Origin of the sequence: Promicromonospora sp. CA-289599, from assembly GCF_050936155.1 — a bacterium.
Lineage (GTDB): Bacteria > Actinomycetota > Actinomycetes > Actinomycetales > Cellulomonadaceae > Promicromonospora.
Map to the genome: position 1 here is coordinate 3940276 of NZ_JBNJNI010000001.1, position 14633 is coordinate 3954908.

Annotated in this window: 15 protein-coding genes; 7 read left to right on the plus strand and 8 right to left on the minus strand. The window is 69.9% G+C overall.

What is annotated here, in order from left to right:
* The first annotated feature begins 38 nt into the window (after nt 1-38).
* The 3 genes from ACQEVI_RS17460 to ACQEVI_RS17470 all read left to right on the plus strand — a co-directional run bounded on the left by ACQEVI_RS17460 (nt 39) and on the right by ACQEVI_RS17470 (nt 2860).
* Nucleotides 39-677, plus strand: a complete 639-nt coding sequence (locus ACQEVI_RS17460; RefSeq protein WP_432901077.1) for an NAD(P)-binding oxidoreductase — start codon at nt 39-41, stop codon at nt 675-677.
* Between the two features lie 142 nt (nt 678-819).
* On the plus strand, nt 820-1740 hold the full coding sequence (locus tag ACQEVI_RS17465) for a helix-turn-helix transcriptional regulator (protein ID WP_432901079.1): 921 nt from the start codon (nt 820-822) through the stop codon (nt 1738-1740).
* Nucleotides 1741-1816: 76 nt separating this feature from the next.
* On the plus strand, nt 1817-2860 hold the full coding sequence (locus ACQEVI_RS17470) for an NAD(P)-dependent alcohol dehydrogenase (protein ID WP_432901081.1): 1044 nt from the start codon (nt 1817-1819) through the stop codon (nt 2858-2860).
* Between the two features lie 73 nt (nt 2861-2933).
* Here ACQEVI_RS17470 and ACQEVI_RS17475 read toward each other — a convergent pair whose 3' ends face one another.
* Genes ACQEVI_RS17475 through ACQEVI_RS17485 form a run of 3 tightly spaced genes read right to left on the minus strand, consistent with a single transcriptional unit; the run spans nt 2934 to nt 5448 of the window.
* Nucleotides 2934-3608, minus strand: a complete 675-nt coding sequence (locus ACQEVI_RS17475; protein ID WP_432905983.1) for an amidohydrolase family protein — start codon at nt 3606-3608, stop codon at nt 2934-2936.
* On the minus strand, nt 3598-4233 hold the full coding sequence (locus tag ACQEVI_RS17480; protein ID WP_432901084.1) for an amidohydrolase family protein: 636 nt from the start codon (nt 4231-4233) through the stop codon (nt 3598-3600). The genes ACQEVI_RS17475 and ACQEVI_RS17480 overlap by 11 nt, the downstream gene beginning before the upstream one ends.
* 39 nt (nt 4234-4272) lie before the next feature.
* Nucleotides 4273-5448, minus strand: coding sequence for a trans-sulfuration enzyme family protein (locus tag ACQEVI_RS17485; RefSeq protein ID WP_432901086.1), 1176 nt, complete (start codon nt 5446-5448; stop codon nt 4273-4275).
* Nucleotides 5449-5482: 34 nt separating this feature from the next.
* Here ACQEVI_RS17485 and ACQEVI_RS17490 point away from each other — a divergent pair, with 34 nt between their 5' ends.
* The 3 genes from ACQEVI_RS17490 (at nt 5483) to ACQEVI_RS17500 (ending at nt 8498) form a co-directional block, all read left to right on the plus strand.
* A complete protein-coding gene (locus ACQEVI_RS17490; protein WP_432901089.1) occupies nt 5483-5896 on the plus strand; it encodes an Lrp/AsnC family transcriptional regulator in 414 nt (137 codons plus the stop codon).
* Nucleotides 5897-6470: 574 nt separating this feature from the next.
* Nucleotides 6471-8063, plus strand: coding sequence for a molybdopterin-dependent oxidoreductase (locus ACQEVI_RS17495; protein ID WP_432901091.1), 1593 nt, complete (start codon nt 6471-6473; stop codon nt 8061-8063).
* Between the two features lie 153 nt (nt 8064-8216).
* Nucleotides 8217-8498, plus strand: coding sequence for a SelT/SelW/SelH family protein (locus ACQEVI_RS17500; RefSeq protein WP_432901093.1), 282 nt, complete (start codon nt 8217-8219; stop codon nt 8496-8498).
* A gap of 75 nt (nt 8499-8573) precedes the next feature.
* On the opposite strand, the gene ACQEVI_RS17505 is transcribed toward ACQEVI_RS17500, so the two are convergent.
* Nucleotides 8574-8951, minus strand: coding sequence for an ArsR/SmtB family transcription factor (locus ACQEVI_RS17505; RefSeq protein ID WP_377138380.1), 378 nt, complete (start codon nt 8949-8951; stop codon nt 8574-8576).
* Between the two features lie 84 nt (nt 8952-9035).
* On the opposite strand from ACQEVI_RS17505, the gene ACQEVI_RS17510 reads away from it, so the two are divergent.
* Nucleotides 9036-10547: an FAD-dependent oxidoreductase gene (locus ACQEVI_RS17510; protein WP_432901096.1), complete on the plus strand. Its 1512-nt coding sequence runs from the start codon at nt 9036-9038 to the stop codon at nt 10545-10547.
* Between the two features lie 77 nt (nt 10548-10624).
* On the opposite strand, the gene ACQEVI_RS17515 is transcribed toward ACQEVI_RS17510, so the two are convergent.
* The 4 genes from ACQEVI_RS17515 to ACQEVI_RS17530 are packed head-to-tail and all read right to left on the minus strand — an operon-like array spanning nt 10625 to nt 14576.
* Nucleotides 10625-12310, minus strand: a complete 1686-nt coding sequence (locus ACQEVI_RS17515) for an FAD-dependent oxidoreductase (RefSeq protein ID WP_432901098.1) — start codon at nt 12308-12310, stop codon at nt 10625-10627.
* Nucleotides 12310-13089: an aquaporin gene (locus ACQEVI_RS17520; protein ID WP_432905986.1), complete on the minus strand. Its 780-nt coding sequence runs from the start codon at nt 13087-13089 to the stop codon at nt 12310-12312. Before ACQEVI_RS17520 ends, ACQEVI_RS17515 begins: the two co-directional genes overlap by 1 nt.
* The gene (locus tag ACQEVI_RS17525; protein ID WP_432901099.1) at nt 13089-13523 is read right to left on the minus strand and encodes an arsenate reductase ArsC; all 435 of its coding nucleotides are present in this window, start codon (nt 13521-13523) and stop codon (nt 13089-13091) included. Before ACQEVI_RS17525 ends, ACQEVI_RS17520 begins: the two co-directional genes overlap by 1 nt.
* A 24-nt stretch (nt 13524-13547) precedes the next feature.
* Nucleotides 13548-14576, minus strand: coding sequence for a metalloregulator ArsR/SmtB family transcription factor (locus tag ACQEVI_RS17530; RefSeq protein WP_432901101.1), 1029 nt, complete (start codon nt 14574-14576; stop codon nt 13548-13550).
* Between the last annotated feature and the right edge of the window lie 57 nt (nt 14577-14633).

Sequence of the window (14633 nt, forward strand, 5' to 3'; positions counted from 1 at the left end):
GAACTGAGTGGAAGGAACGCAGGACGATGAACGTCTTCTTGATCGGTGCGGCCGGGGGGATCGGGCGGCGCCTCGCGACGCTGCTGACGGAGGGTGGCGACCACGCGACCGGGATGCACCGCAGCCCCCGGCAAGCCGAGGTGATCGCGACGACCGGTGCGCAGCCCGTCGTGGGCGACCTGATCGCCGACAATGTGGAGGAGCTTGCTGCGAAGCTGGCTGGACACGATGCCGTGGTGTTCTCCGCCGGCGCGCACGGCACCGGGCGCGACCAGACCACGCTCATCGACGGCAAGGGCCTGGTCAAGGCCTCAGACGCTGCTGCGCGTGCAGGCGTCTCGCGATTCGTGCTCGTCTCCGTCTTTCCCGAGGCCGCTCGCGGCGGTGAGCTCGGCGAAGGTTTCGAGCACTACATGCGGGTCAAGAAGTCGGCCGACGTGCGCCTGGCACGCACCGATCTCGACTGGGTCATCGTGCGCCCCGGCAGGCTCCACGACGAACCTGGTGAGGGGCGAGTGACCGCTGGCGTGGCGATCGAGATCGGTGATGTGTCGCGCGACAACGTCGCCACGTTCATCAAGGCGGTGCTCCATGAGCCGAGCCTCAATCGTTCCATCATCGAGCTGACCGACGGCGCGATACCGGCGGCCCAAGCCGTGAGCGCACTCACCCGCTGACGGATCGCCTCTTGCCACGCACGGGGGCGTGCCGCCATCGGCGCGGATCTCGCCGCGAGCTCAACCGGTCTCCCCAGAACTGGTATTGACAGTGCCTGCTAAGTGGCTGATCTGATCGAAAGTTCTCCGCAGAATGAGACGTATGACCACGTCGAACGCGCTGCGGGAGTTCCTGGCCTCGCGACGGGCGCAGATCGATCCCCACTCAGTGGGGCTGCCGCCCTCGCCCACTCCGCGTCGTGGCCGGGGGCTGCGCCGTGAAGAGGTCGCTGCCCTTGCCGGGGTCAGCGTCGACTACTACGCGCGGTTGGAACAGGGCCGCGTCGGAAACATCTCCGACCAGGTGCTGAACGCCATCGAGGAAGCCCTGCGGCTCGACACGCTCGAGCGCCAGCATCTGCGCAGCCTCGTCAGGACGCTGCCGGCACACGCGGTCCGGCAGCCTCCGCGACCGGAGAAGCCACGGGTCCGGGCAGGAATGCGCGCTCTGGTCGAGAAGTTGGACCCCGTACCAGCACTCCTGCAAGGCCCACGGATGGAAGTGCTGGCTTGGAACCGTGCCGCCAGCATCCTGCTCACCGACTTCGGTGCCATGCCGGTCCGCGACCGCAACATCGCCAGGTGGCTGTTTCTCGACTCGTCGAACCGCTCCCGGTACCCCGACTGGGAAGAGGTAGCGGCGCCCACGGTCGCCGCGCTGCGGGCGGCACTCAACCCCGGTCGACCGGACGAGGAACTGGCGAACCTGGTGGGGGAGCTGTCGGTGGCATCACCTGAGTTCGCCCGCTTCTGGGCCGACTACCGGCTGTTCAAGCACGGGCACGGCACCAAACGCATCTTCCACCCCACCGTCGGAACGATGACCCTCAACTACGAGACGCTGAACATCCCCGAATCGGGCGGGCAGTTCCTCTCCACCTATACCGCCGACGCCGGCTCGTCGGCCGAGGAGAAGCTGAAGATCCTGATGAGCTGGGGCGGCGAACCGCTTGGGCCTGCCGCCTACACCGAGCGTGTCCGCGACGACCAGGACGCCTGGGAGCGGCAGAAGCGCGGCACCTGAGACCGCCGATCTGCCACAGAACGACGAACTTCACTGCCCTCTCCTTCGATGACCTGAACGGAACAGAGATCGATTCATGCGCAACGTCCCCGCCTACGGCACCTCCTCGGCGAACTCCTCCCTTGGCCCCCTGACCATCGCTCGCCGGGATGTCGGCCTCCGCGACGTCGCCATCGACGTCGCGTACACCGGTGTCTGCCACACCGACGTGCTCAACACGCGTGACGCCTACGGGCCGGGCATCTATCCCATGGTCCCGGGCCACGAGTTCACGGGACTCGTCTCGGCGGTTGGATCCGAGGTGACGAAGTTCGCCGTGGGAGACCGCGTCGGCGTCGGGAACTTCGTCGACTCGTGCCGAGAGTGTGAGCACTGCCTGGCGGGCCTTGAGGTCTACTGCCAGAACCTGGTCGTGACCTACAACGGCCGCGACAAGACAGGGGAGCCCACCTATGGCGGCTACTCCAGCTACACAGTCGTCGACGAGAACTACGTGCTGCGCATCCCCGATGCGCTCGACCTCGACGTCGCTGCGCCGCTGCTGTGCGCCGCCATCGCGGTGTACTCCCCGCTGCGGCACTGGGAAGTCGGCCCGGGCACGAAGCTCGCGATCGTCGGCATGGGTGGCCTAGGACACCTCGCGATCAAGATCGCCCATGCACTTGGCGCGGAGGTGACCGTCCTCAGCCAGGGACTGAGCAAGCGTGACGACGGGCTCGCATTCGGGGCGGACGACTATCGCGCGACCAGCGATCCCACCACCTTCACCGACCTGGCCTCACACTTCGACGTCATGCTGTCCACGGTCTCCGCCCCCCTGAACTTCGACGCTCTGCTCGGCCTCATCAAGCGCGACGGAACCCTGATCAACCTCGGGGCGCCCGACGCCCCGGTCTCGATCAGCATGTTCTCGCTGATCCTCGGACGAAAGTCGTTCGCCTCCTCGGCGACGGGCGGCATCGCTGAGACCCAGGAGATGCTCGACTTCTGCGCCGAGCACGGCATCAAGGCCGAGATCGAGACGATCGATGCCGCGGACCTCAACAGCGGATACGAACGACTCGACCGAGGCGACGTCAGGTACCGCTTCGTCGTTGACGTCGCGACGATCTCGAAGTGAGCTGTCGCCGAAGCAGGTGGTGACAGATCAGGCCCGGCGGCGGGATGGACGTGCGGCCCTTGTCAGGCAGGTCCTATGCCTGTCGTGGTTGTGGCCGCCAGGTGCCGTCGAGTGAGATGCCCGCGGCTTCGCCGATTCGGTTGCGGGATGCGAGCAGCCGGGTTCGCAGCACCGCGAGGTCGACATTCATCAGCACGCCATCGCGCTTGACGACGTGACCGCCGACGATCACGGTGTCGACGAGGTCCGGGTGACCGGCACTGACGATGCTGGCGGTCGGGTCGGTGACCGGGAAGACCGTCAGATCGTCGGTGCGGAGCAGGATCATGTCCGCGGCCTTGCCGGGCGTGATGCTGCCGATCCGATCCTCGAGGCCAAGTGACCGGGCGGCATCGACCGTGGTGAACTCCAGCAGGTCTCGGGAGGACAGTCCGCCGTCCAGGCGACGCTGAACGGCGAACGCGGTACGCATGGTGGAGAACATGACGCCGCCGACCGAGGGGACGTCATCCACGGAAAGGGTGGGGCGCAGACCGGCGGCCAGGACGCGGCCAGTCATGGGGGTCCCGAAGCCCATCTTGAGCTCGACGTCCGGGCTGATCGACACGGAGCTGCCCGCCTCGGCGAGCATCCTCAGCTCTTCGTCGCTGATCCCGTTGGCGTGCACGAACGTGGTCGTGTCGCGCAGCAGGCCGTGCTCGTGCAGCTCGGCGACGGAGCGCCGAGGTCCGCCGCCATCAACGTGCAGGCTGGTTCGAAGCCCGAGCTCTTCGGGCCAGCTTCAGCTCCCGGGCCACGGTGTCGATGGCGGTGGTTTCGGGACCACGCAGCCCCAGCGCCATGCAGACCCGGGCGTCACCGGCCAGCTCACGGTGAACCCGTCGGATGTCGTCGTCGACGGCGTCCGCGGTGCCCCATCCGGCGCCGAGACAGAAGACCGAACGTCCGGGCGCGTCTCGGAGCGCGGTTATCGCGGCGTCTTCGTGCTCGTGAGTCTGCGCTACGTGGTACCAGTCGAGCATCGTGGTCACACCGGAGTGCAGCGCTTCCAGCCGTCCGAGCAGGGTGCCGACATAGACGTCTTCGGGTCGGTAGTGCGGTTTGACGGTGCCGTGCATGGCCGCCGCCCACTCCGGGAACGTCCAGTCCGCGCCGATACCGCGGAATGCGGTCTGCCAGGCGTGGCGGTGGTTGTCGACGAAGCCCGGCATGACGATCCGGTCGGTCGCGTCGATCACCTCTGCGTCCGGCGCGTCGATACGCTCGGCCACCTCGACGATCACGCCGTCCTCGATCAGCACGTCACCACGGCCGAGGTCGCCGACCGCCGGATCCATGGTGACGACGGTGCCGCCGGTGATCAGGGTCTTCATCGAATGAGCTCCTTCACAATTGTTTCGTACGGTTCAAGGTCAGTTGGCGGTGAGCACGGCGTCGGCCGCAGCGAGCACGTCGGCGACCAGGTCGGCCGTGTCCTCGGTGCCCGCGGCCAGTCGGACCAGGCCCGGCGGTACCGATTCGGCGAGCTGGTCCTCGCTCAGCATTCCGCGCCACATGGACGCCGGGTGCACTGCCAGCGACTCCACCCCGCCGAGACTGGCCGACCGGCGGGAGTAGCGCAGCCGGCCCAGGAAGGCGTCTGCCATCTCGAAACCACCGGTGAACTCGATGCCGAGCACCCCGCCGAAACCACTCATCTGATCGGCGGCCAGCTCGTGCTGTGGGTGGGTCGTCGGGCCGGGGTAGTGCACCCTGGACACTGCTGGATGGTCGTTCAGCGCCTCCGCGAGTGCCATGCCGTTGGTGTTGTGCCGCGGCACTCGCAGCGGCAGGGTGCACATGCCGCGCAGCAACAGCCACGCGTCGATCGGGCCGAGCACGGCACCAGTGAGCAGACCGACATCCCAGATCCGGTCCAGTAGCTCCGCCGGCCCGGCCAGCACTCCGGCGGACACATCGGAGTGGCCATTGAGATACTTGGTTGCGCTGTGCCTGACCAGATCGATGCCCCAGTCCGTCGGCCGCTGGTTCAGGGGCGTCGCGAACGTGTTGTCCGTCAGGGTCAGCACGTCGTGCGCACGGGCCAGGTCCGCAACGGCACGCAGGTCAGTGACCTGCAGCAGCGGATTGCTCGGCGTCTCTACCAGGATCAGACGAGTCTTCGGAGTCAACGCCTTCGCGAACGCCTCCGGCTCGGTCTGGTTGACCAAGGTGGTCGACACCCCAAGGCGCGGCAGCAGGTTCAGCAGCACCGACGCCGTACCCCCGTAGGTCGACTTCTGCCCGATGACGTGATCACCGGCCGACACCAGCGCCAGCACGGCGGTGGTGAGCGCGGCCATCCCGGACGCGGTGACCAGCGCCGCCGCTGTGCCCTCCAGTTCTGCGACCACAGCGGCGACCTGTGCATGGTTCGGGTTGCCGTAGCGCGTGTAGAAATCCTTGCCCCGCCGGTCGACCGCAGCCTGCGCGAACGTCTCCGCGTCCTCGACCGAGAACGCCGCCGTCTGGTAGATGGGCGGCGCCACGGAGCGATCGGGATGTACCTTGCGATCGGCGTGAACCGTGATGGTGCTCTTGCCCGGCATGACTGTCCTTCCGCTGGGTGCTGCTCCTAGAAGCGTGACCGATCGGCACGGTCGGATCAGCAACAGCGAGCTCGCGGCCCCGGTCGGCCTGTCGCCGTCACCCTGCCTGCGGCGCGTTCGCCACCTGGAGGACACCGGAGTCATCCGCGGCTACCGGGCAGTGATCGATCCCGCCGCGATCGGCCGCAGCCTTCGGGCACTCGCAGGCGTTCGACTGATCCGGCACGCCCACGCCGATGTAATGGCATTCGAGCGCGCGATCGTCCAACTGCCCCAAGTGGTCGCCTGTCACCACATCACCGGAAACTTCGACTATCTGCTCCAGGTCGAAGTGACCGGCCTACCCGCCTATGAGGACTTCCACGCCAACCAACTGGCCGCCCTGCCCGGAGTGGCGACTGTGACCAGCTACGTCACCATGAAGACGCTCACCCCGGAGACCACCTGAAGGCAGGTGACGGCTCCGCGAATGCGAACGGTCGCGATATCGCTGATCCAGCGTTGAGCCGTAGCCAGCGAACGGGGTGACGCACCAGCCGCGTCGCCGAGCAGCACGACCCGCCAAGGACCGGCCGTCAAGCATTGCGATTCGAGTCGTCTGCTCGTCGAGAATTACGACAGCCCGTCGCCGTTCCCGGCTACTGCCCGCGTGGTAGCGGTATACCCGGCCCGATTCCCCACGCTTCCCCCAGGTCGCCAAGCCAGCCGGCGAACCACGAGGTCAGGGCCACATGACACGCTTCAACGTCTGAATGTAACCTCTGCGGTGGTTTCTCGGCCGAAATGCGCATAGTCGAGTGCAGGCACGGAATAACCTCTGCAGCCCTGACCCATCCTGATCGTCTCCCGCTCCGAACCTCCTAGGTCCTGCTCAGGCGGCAGCTTTGCCGCCAGCACAAAGGGGGATCGGATATGCGTACTCCAAGACTCGCTCTCTTCGCTGCCACAGCGGCGCTGGTGGGCCTGCCAGTGGCAGCCGCGCCGGCCGGCGCGGCAGAGAGCAACGAGTTCACGCCAAGCCCATGACACAGGCAACTGAGAGCCCCGCCGCGCCCTCGGCCGAACGCTCTCCGGGCGGCGTGGGCTGGGCCGCGCTCGGGGGCGCGCTCGCCGGTGCCGCCGGGCTGGCCGTCGCGGAGCTCGTTGCCGCGGTCGTCGCACCCGGTGCCAGCACGCTGTTCGCAGGCGGCGCCGCCGTGGTCGACGCCGTGCCCCCATGGCTCAAGGATGTTGCCGTGGAGTGGTTCGGCACCAACGACAAGGTCGTGCTGCTCGCCACGATGGGCGCGGTGCTGGCCCTGGGGGCGGCTCTCGCGGGCTGGCTGGAGCTGCGCCGCCCGCCGGTGGGCGCGGTCCTGGTGGGAGTCGTCGGCGTCGTCGGGGTCGTGGTGGCGGTGCTGCGCCCGAGCGCGACGCCGCTGTGGGCACTGCCCAGCGCCATCGGGCTGGGCGCCGCGGTGCTCCTGCTGCGTGCCGTCGTGGCGCGGCTGCGGCCTGTGCCGGGGCGGAGCGAGGCCTCGGCGGGGGAGCCTCCGGGCGGCGCCGTGGACCGTCGTGGCTTCCTGACCGTATCTGGCATCACCTTGGGTGTCGCTGTGCTCGCGCTGGCCGGCTCGCGCGTGCTGTCGATGGGCTCGACCGCGATCAGCGCCGTGCGGGAGAAGCTCCGCCTGCCCGCTGCGCGCACACCGGCGCCGCCGGTGCCTGCCGGGGCCGACCTGAAGCTCGACGACCTGGCGCCGTACGTCACCCCGAACTCGGACTTCTACCGCATCGACACCGCGCTGATCGTGCCGCAGCTGAACCCGCAGGACTGGTCGCTGGAGGTCCGTGGTCTGGTGGACGAGCCGTTCACGCTCACCTGGGACGAGCTCATGGAGCTGCCGATGGAGGAGCACTACGTCACTCTCTCGTGCGTGAGCAACGCCGTGGGCGGCGACCTGGTCGGCAACGCCCTCTGGCTCGGCTACCCGATCCGCGCGCTCCTGGAACGGGCCAAGCCTCAGGCCGGCGCCGACATGGTGCTCTCCCGCAGCGACGACGGGTTCAGCGCCGGTACGCCGCTGGAGGTGCTCCAGGACCCGGACCGCGAGAGCCTGCTCGCGATCGGCATGAACGGCGAGCCGCTGCCCGAAGAGCACGGCTTCCCCGCGCGGCTGGTGGTGCCCGGGTTGTACGGGTACGTCTCGGCGACCAAGTGGGTGACCTCGCTGGAGGTGACCACCTTCGATGCCGATGAGGGTTACTGGACCCCGCGCGGCTGGTCCGCACTGGGGCCGATCAAGATCGCCTCGCGCATCGACGTGCCGCGCTTGTCCACGTCCGTGTCCGCCGGCGCCGTGACCGTGGCCGGCGTGGCCTGGGCGCAGCACACCGGCATCAGCAAGGTCGAGGTCCGGGCCGACGGCGGCGACTGGGTCACCGCCGAGCTCGCAGAGACGGTGGGCCCCGACACGTGGCGCCAGTGGCACGTCTCGATCGATCTGGAGGCCGGCTACCACAGCCTGGCGGTGCGGGCCACGGACTCGGACGGGCAGGTCCAGACCGAGACCAAGGCGCCGCCGGCTCCCGACGGGGCGTCGGGCTGGCAGACCGTCTCGATCAACGTGGACTGACCGGAGGTGGTCGGGTCGCAGCCCGCGACCGGTGCGCGTGCCCCACCGGCACCGACCCGGCCACCACCCCCACGTGAGGCAGCCGCTCATCGTCTGGTTCACCACCTGAGCACGTCGACCAGGTCGTACGACGGCGCGTGGCACAGTGGCCGCATGCCCATGCCACGCATCGTGATCACCTATTGCACCCAGTGCCGCTGGCAGCTGCGCGCCCAGTGGTACGCCGGGGAGCTGTTGCAGACGTTCTCGGACGAGATCGGCGAGGTAGCGATCGTGCCATCCACGGGTGGGGTGTTCCGGATCGAGGTCGGAGACGAACGGGTGTGGAACCGCAAGCGCGACGGCGGGTTTCCTGAGATCACGGAGCTGAAGCGCCGCGTACGGGACATCATCGCTCCGGGCAGATCTCTGGGGCACTCCGACAAGACGGACTGATCCGGCCGTCGTCGAGGTACCGCACCGGTCGGCGGGCGGATACACCTACCTGACCCAGCGGGAACCCAGCGGCTGTCAGCTTGTCGCGTCGGTGAGCAGCACCCCGAGCCGGTTCAACGCGCCCGGCACCACCGAGTAGTAGCCCCACTTCCCGCGCTGCTCACGGGTGAGCAGGCCGGCCTCGACGAGCAGCTTGAGGTGGTGGCTCACCGTGGGCTGGGACAGGCCGACCGGTTCGGTGAGGTCGCACACGCACGCCTCGCCGCCGTCGTGCGCGGCGACGATCGAGAGCAGCCGCACGCGAGTGGGGTCGCTCAGCGCCTTGAACACATGAGCGATCTCGATGGCGGTCTGCGGATCGGCCGCCTCACGGACCAGCGGTGCACAGCAGGCGCCAGACGCCGGCACCGGGACGGTGTGCGGCGGGTCGGCCAGGGCGAGGGTCGTGGTCATGGACTCCATCTTGCCACGTATTGAAGAATGTGGATATGTTGCTCTCGTTGATCCATCGAGAACCTTCGATCTGAGGAGTCGGTCATGACCGAGACGTCCCGCGAGAACCTGCCCGTCGTCGTCATCGGCGGCGGGCCGGTCGGCCTTGCCGCCGCGGCGCACCTGCTGGAACGCGGCCTGGAGCCCCTCGTGCTGGAAGCCGGGAACGGCCCGGCCGCCGCCGTCGCCTCCTGGGGGCACGTCCGACTGTTCTCCCCGTGGCAGTACGACATCGACGCCGCCGCCCGCCGTCTGCTCGCCGGGACCGGCTGGGTCGAGCCGAACCCGGACGCGCTGCCGACCGGCAGCGACCTGGTCGAGAACTACCTGGCACCGCTGGCCGGAGTCCTGGGCGACCACGTCCGCTACGGCGCGCGGGTCTCCGACGTCGCCAGGGACGGGGCCGACCGGTCCCGGTCCCTCGGCCGTGAGCGTCGGCCGTACCTGGTGCGGTACACCGCCGGCGACGAGGTGCACGAGACCCGCGCCAGCGCGGTGATCGACGCCTCGGGCACGTACGGCATGCCCAACCCGCTCGGGCTCTCGGGCCTGCCCGCGATCGGCGAGGAGCACGCCGCCGGGCACCTGACCGGCGCCCTGCCGGACGTGCTGGGCTCCGACCGCGAGCGGTTCGCGGGCCGGACCGCCCTCGTGGTCGGCATGGGCCACTCCGCGGCGAACACCCTGCTGAGCCTGGTCGAGCTGGCCAAGGACGAGCCGACCACACGCATCGTCTGGGCCATCCGCGGGGGCTCGGCGCGCCGCCTGTACGGCGGCGGCAGCGACGACGAGCTGCCCGCCCGCGGCCTGCTCGGCACGCGCCTGCGCGACGCCGTCGAGGCTGGGCGCGTCGAGCTGCTCACGCGCGTCGCGATCGAGCGGCTGGAGCCCGAGGCCTCGGGCCCCGTGCGTGTGCTGGGCACGGCACGCAAGGACGGCACCGACGGCGGGCTCGACCTGGCCGTCGACACGATCGTCAACGCGACCGGCTTCCGGCCCGACCTGAACATGCTGCGCGAGGTCCGCCTCGACCTGGACCCCGTCGTCGAGGCGCCGCGCCAGATCGCTTCGCTCATCGACCCCAACCACCACTCCTGCGGCACCGTGCCCGCGCACGGCGAGACCGAGCTGAAGCACCCGGACGACGGGTTCTACCTGGTCGGCATGAAGTCCTACGGCCGGGCGCCCACGTTCCTGCTGGCCACCGGGTACGAGCAGGTGCGGTCCGTGGTCGCGGCGCTGGCCGGGGACCGGGCGGCGGCCGACGCCGTCGAGCTGAACCTGCCGCAGACCGGCGTCTGCTCCTCGGACCTGGCGTTCGCCGCCGACGCGGACGGCGTGGTCTCCGCCGAGGCTCTGGCCGGCGCGACCAACGGCGGATGCTGCGCGACGCCGTCGGGCCCGCAGACGGTCACGCTCGGACTGGGCGCACCCGCTGAGGCAGCGTCCGGCTGCGGTAGCACGGCCGAGCCGGCCTCAGGATGCGGGACGGCTGAGCCCGAGCCGGTCAAGGTCGGGTTCGCGACCGGCGTCGAGCACGGTCGCTCCAGCGACTGACGACCGGACCGCAACACAGGGGGCGTGAGTCCCGGGCACCTGCCCGGACTCACGCCCCCTGGCTATAGCCGCTTCGGCTAGCGACCCGCAGCCCAGGCCTGGTAGTTCTTGTTGCCGCCCGAGAGGTTGACGACCTGCTCGAACCCGAGGTTGCGCAGCACGTTCTGCCCGGCGTTCCCGGTGACGCCCTTGTTGCAGTACGTCACGGTCAGCGCGGCCGGGTCCAGCTCGCCGGACCGTGCGCGCAGCTCGGCCAGCGGGATGTGGACGGACCCGTCCACGAAACCCTTGGCCCGATCCTTCGCCGAGCGGACGTCGACGACCTGAACCTTCTCGCCGTCGGCCCGGCGCCGCTCCAGCTCCACGGGCGTGATCAGCGGCGCACTTCCGCGGATCGCGTTCTCCAGCGCCATGCCCGTGTAGTGCACGGGGTCCTTGGTCGTGGCGTAGGTGGGGGAGTAGGCCAGGTCCAGGTGGAACAGGTCGGCGACGTCGGCCCCGTAGGTGATCGCGGTGGCCAGGATGTCGATCCGCTTGTCCGCGCCTGAAGCCCCGATCGCCTGCGCGCCGAGCAGCCGGCCTGAGGCGCGGTCCGCGACAGCCTTGATGAGCAGCGACTTGCCGCCCAGGTACTCGGGTCGGTCGGGCTTGATGTTGTGCAGCACCTCGACGTCGTACCCGGCCGCACGGGCCTGGTCCTCGGTGAGCCCGGTCTGGGCCACCGCGACGTCGAAGACCCGCACGATCGACGTGCCGAGGATGCCCCGGTGCTCCAGGGTGCCGCCCGTGATCGCGTCACCGGTGATGCGGCCCATCTTGTTCGCCGTCGACCCCAGCGGCACCCAGGCCGGCTCGCCGGTGATCAGGTTGAACGACTCGGCCACGTCCCCGACCGCCCACACGTGCGCCACATCGGTGCGCCCCTGCCGGTCGACGGCGATCGCACCCGTCCGGCCGATCGTCACGCCGGCCTGCTCCGCGAGCTCCAGGTTCGGGCGCACACCCACCGAGACGATCACCAGGTCGGCGGGTACGGTGTCGCCGTCGTCCGCCGAGCCGACGCGCACGCCGGTCACTCCTGCCTCGTCGCCCTCGATCGCGGCGACACGTGCGCCCAGGCGCAGGTCGACGTCGTGCTTGCGGAGCTCTGCGTCCACCCGCGCGGACATGTCCGCGTCCATCCGGGGCATCGCGTGCTCGAGCGCCTCGACCACGGTCACCTCGACGCCGCGCTCGGTGAGCTGCTCGGTCATCTCCAGCCCGATGTACCCGGCGCCGATCACGACCGCACGGCGCACCGGACGCTCCTCCACCCACGCACGGATCGCTCGCGCGTCGGACGGTGTGCGGACCCTGAACACTCCGGGCAGGTCCACGCCAGGCAGCGGCGGGACCACGCTGCGTACGCCGGTGGCCAGGATCAGCTCGTCGTAGGTGTCATCGAACGTGTTCCCGGTGGCGAGGTCGCGCACGGTGACGCTCTGCGCCGCGGCGTCCACGACGACGACCTCGTGGCCCGTGCGGACGTCGACGTCGTAGCGGGCCTTGAACCATGCGGCGTTGCGCGGGGTGAGCTCGTCGATGGTCTCGACCTCGCCGCCGACGAAGTACGGCAGGCCGCACCCGGAGTAGGAGATGTCGTGGTCGCGCTCGTACACGGTGATGCGGGCGGTCTCGGTGTTGCGCCGGGCCTTGGCGGCGGCCGAGGTGCCCGCCGCTACCGAGCCGACGACGACGATCTTGAGTGGCGACGAGGTGCTCATCAGATTCCTTCGGGTGTGTGGATCGGGTCGTGGTCAACGTCCGCAAGCGGGTACAGCGCCGTGGCGAGCAGGACGGCCAGCACCCCGCCCACGACCTGTGCGGCAAGGAACGGCAGCACCGACTGCGGTGCGATCCCGGCGAAGGTGTCGCTGAACACGCGCCCGATCGTCACGGCCGGGTTCGCGAACGACGTCGACGAGGTGAACCAGTAGGCCGCCCCGATGTACGCGCCGACGGACGCCGGGATCCAGGCGTCCCGCCCGGATCGCAGCAGCCCCAGGATCACCAGGACCAGCCCGGCCGTCGCGACGACCTCGGCCAGCAGGTGCGGCCCGGTGGCGCGCACCGTGGTGGACAGGCCTGCCGGGACGCCGAACATGGCGTTGGCCAGCATCGCGCCGCCGATCGCGCCCGCGATCTGCACCACGACATAGACACCGCCGTCGGCTGCACGCACCCCGGTGCCGTCACGCCGCCCGGTGAACCAGTCGACGAGCGTCACCACGGGGTTGAAGTGCGCGCCGCTGACCGGACCGAGCACCGCGATCAGCACGGCCAGCCCCAGGGTCGTGGCGAGGCTGTTCTGCAGCAGCTGTAGCCCGACGTCGTCCGGCGACAGGCTCTGCGCCGCGATCCCGGACCCGACCACTATCGCGACCAGGAGGCCCGTGCCCAGGGCCTCGGCGACCGCGCGGCGCCACAGGGCCGGCAGTGCCGGGGCATGTGCCGGTGTCCCTGGGGCGGCTTGCGTGTCGAGAGCGGCCACCTCGGGGGACATCACGCGGTGGGCTCCACGCCCAGCTCGGCCAGCAGCTTCCGGACGCGCTTCTCGATGTCGTCGCGGATCGGGCGGACCGACTCGATGCCCTGACCGGCCGGGTCCTCCAGCTCCCAGTCCTCGTACCGCTTGCCGGGGTAGAACGGGCAGGCGTCTCCGCAGCCCATGGTGATCACCACGTCAGAGGCCTCCACGGCCTTGTTGGTCAGCACCTTGGGCTTCTCGGCGCGGATGTCGATGCCCTTCTCGAGCATGGCCTCCACCGCTGTCGGGTTGATCATCTCGGCGGGCATCGACCCGGCCGAACGCACCTCGACGGCGCCGCCGGACAGCGTCCGCAGGAAGCCGGCTGCCATCTGGGAGCGGCCCGCGTTGTGCACGCAGACGAACAGGGCAGAGGGCTTGGACTCGGTGGTGGGCTCGGTGGTGCTCATCAGGTTCTCCGGTGGTTGGGGGTGTCAGGTGGTCTCGGGTACCAGGTCGGCGAGCAGGGCGCGGACCCGCTGGTCCAGGTCGTCGCGGATCGCCGCGACGCCGGCGGGCGAGGCCAGGGCCGGGTCGCCGACCATCCAGTCCTCGTACCGCTTGCCGGGCAGGATGGGGCACGCGTCTCCGCAGCCCATGGTGACGACGACGTCGGCGGCGCGGACCGCGTCGTCGGTCAGGGGCTTGGGGTAGAAGCGGGTCACGTCGTCGACCTCGTCAGCCGCGGTGGCGGCGCCCAGCTCCGCCAGCAGCGCGCGCACACCGGCGTGCACGTCCGCGGCGGGTGCCGATCCGGCGGAGCGGACGACGACGCGATCGCCCGCGTAGTGCCGCATCAGGGCCGCGGCGAGCTGCGAGCGTCCGGCGTTGGCCACGCACACGAACAGGACCTGCGGCCGGTGCGCCCCGCCCGCCGCGGTCTCCTGCGCGTGGGCCTTCTCCGCGTCGATGATCCGCTGCCGGGCGAAGTGCTCCGTGAGCGGGACCAGGTAGGTGGCTTCGCCGCCGCGGCGCACCAGCGCGGCGTACGACTCGCGGACCACCCGGACGCACTCGCGGGGCGGTGTGCCGGGGAACCGCTCGGCCAGGGACGCGGCCATCCGGTCGAGAGCCGGCTCCACGCTCTCCAGCCCGGTCAGGTGCGGGGTCTCCATCACGTCGATGGCCGCCGGTGCGAACCTGTCCAGGAGGGTGTTCACCGCACCGCGGTAGGCGGGCTTGATCCGGTACCAGACCGAGGTGCCGCGCCGGTCGGCGGTGAGGAGGCCGACGTCCCGCAAGACCTTGAGGTGGTGGGACACCGTGGGTTGGGAGACGTCGGTGAGGGTCGCGAGCTCGCCGACCGTCACCTCACCCTCGGGGCTGGAGGCGATCGCCGACAGCATCCGCAGGCGGAGGGGCTCGGCCAGGGCCTTGAGCGTCAGAGCCACGGTGGTCGCGGCGTCCATGCCGATCGCATGGGACTCCTGCCCGCCAGCACTCGACGGAGTGAGAGCAGTCATCGTCGACCTCCTCCTGGTGCATCGATGAGTCTCTATGTTGACAGCCATCGATGTAGC

Bases quoted from the DNA above. Each gene is read 5' to 3' on its own strand.
- ACQEVI_RS17485 (WP_432901086.1), bottom strand. From the start codon at position 5,448: ATGCCGGGCAAGAGCACCATCACGGTTCACGCCGATCGCAAGGTACAT.
- ACQEVI_RS17510 (WP_432901096.1), top strand. From the start codon at position 9,036: ATGACCGAGACGTCCCGCGAGAACCTGCCCGTCGTCGTCATCGGCGGC.
- ACQEVI_RS17500 (WP_432901093.1), top strand. From the start codon at position 8,217: ATGCCCATGCCACGCATCGTGATCACCTATTGCACCCAGTGCCGCTGG.
- ACQEVI_RS17525 (WP_432901099.1), bottom strand. From the start codon at position 13,523: ATGAGCACCACCGAGCCCACCACCGAGTCCAAGCCCTCTGCCCTGTTC.
- ACQEVI_RS17470 (WP_432901081.1), top strand. From the start codon at position 1,817: ATGCGCAACGTCCCCGCCTACGGCACCTCCTCGGCGAACTCCTCCCTT.
- ACQEVI_RS17480 (WP_432901084.1), bottom strand. From the start codon at position 4,233: ATGAAGACCCTGATCACCGGCGGCACCGTCGTCACCATGGATCCGGCG.
- ACQEVI_RS17495 (WP_432901091.1), top strand. From the start codon at position 6,471: ATGACACAGGCAACTGAGAGCCCCGCCGCGCCCTCGGCCGAACGCTCT.
- ACQEVI_RS17515 (WP_432901098.1), bottom strand. From the start codon at position 12,310: ATGAGCACCTCGTCGCCACTCAAGATCGTCGTCGTCGGCTCGGTAGCG.
- ACQEVI_RS17505 (WP_377138380.1), bottom strand. From the start codon at position 8,951: ATGACCACGACCCTCGCCCTGGCCGACCCGCCGCACACCGTCCCGGTG.
- ACQEVI_RS17465 (WP_432901079.1), top strand. From the start codon at position 820: ATGACCACGTCGAACGCGCTGCGGGAGTTCCTGGCCTCGCGACGGGCG.
- ACQEVI_RS17530 (WP_432901101.1), bottom strand. From the start codon at position 14,576: ATGACTGCTCTCACTCCGTCGAGTGCTGGCGGGCAGGAGTCCCATGCG.
- ACQEVI_RS17520 (WP_432905986.1), bottom strand. From the start codon at position 13,089: ATGTCCCCCGAGGTGGCCGCTCTCGACACGCAAGCCGCCCCAGGGACA.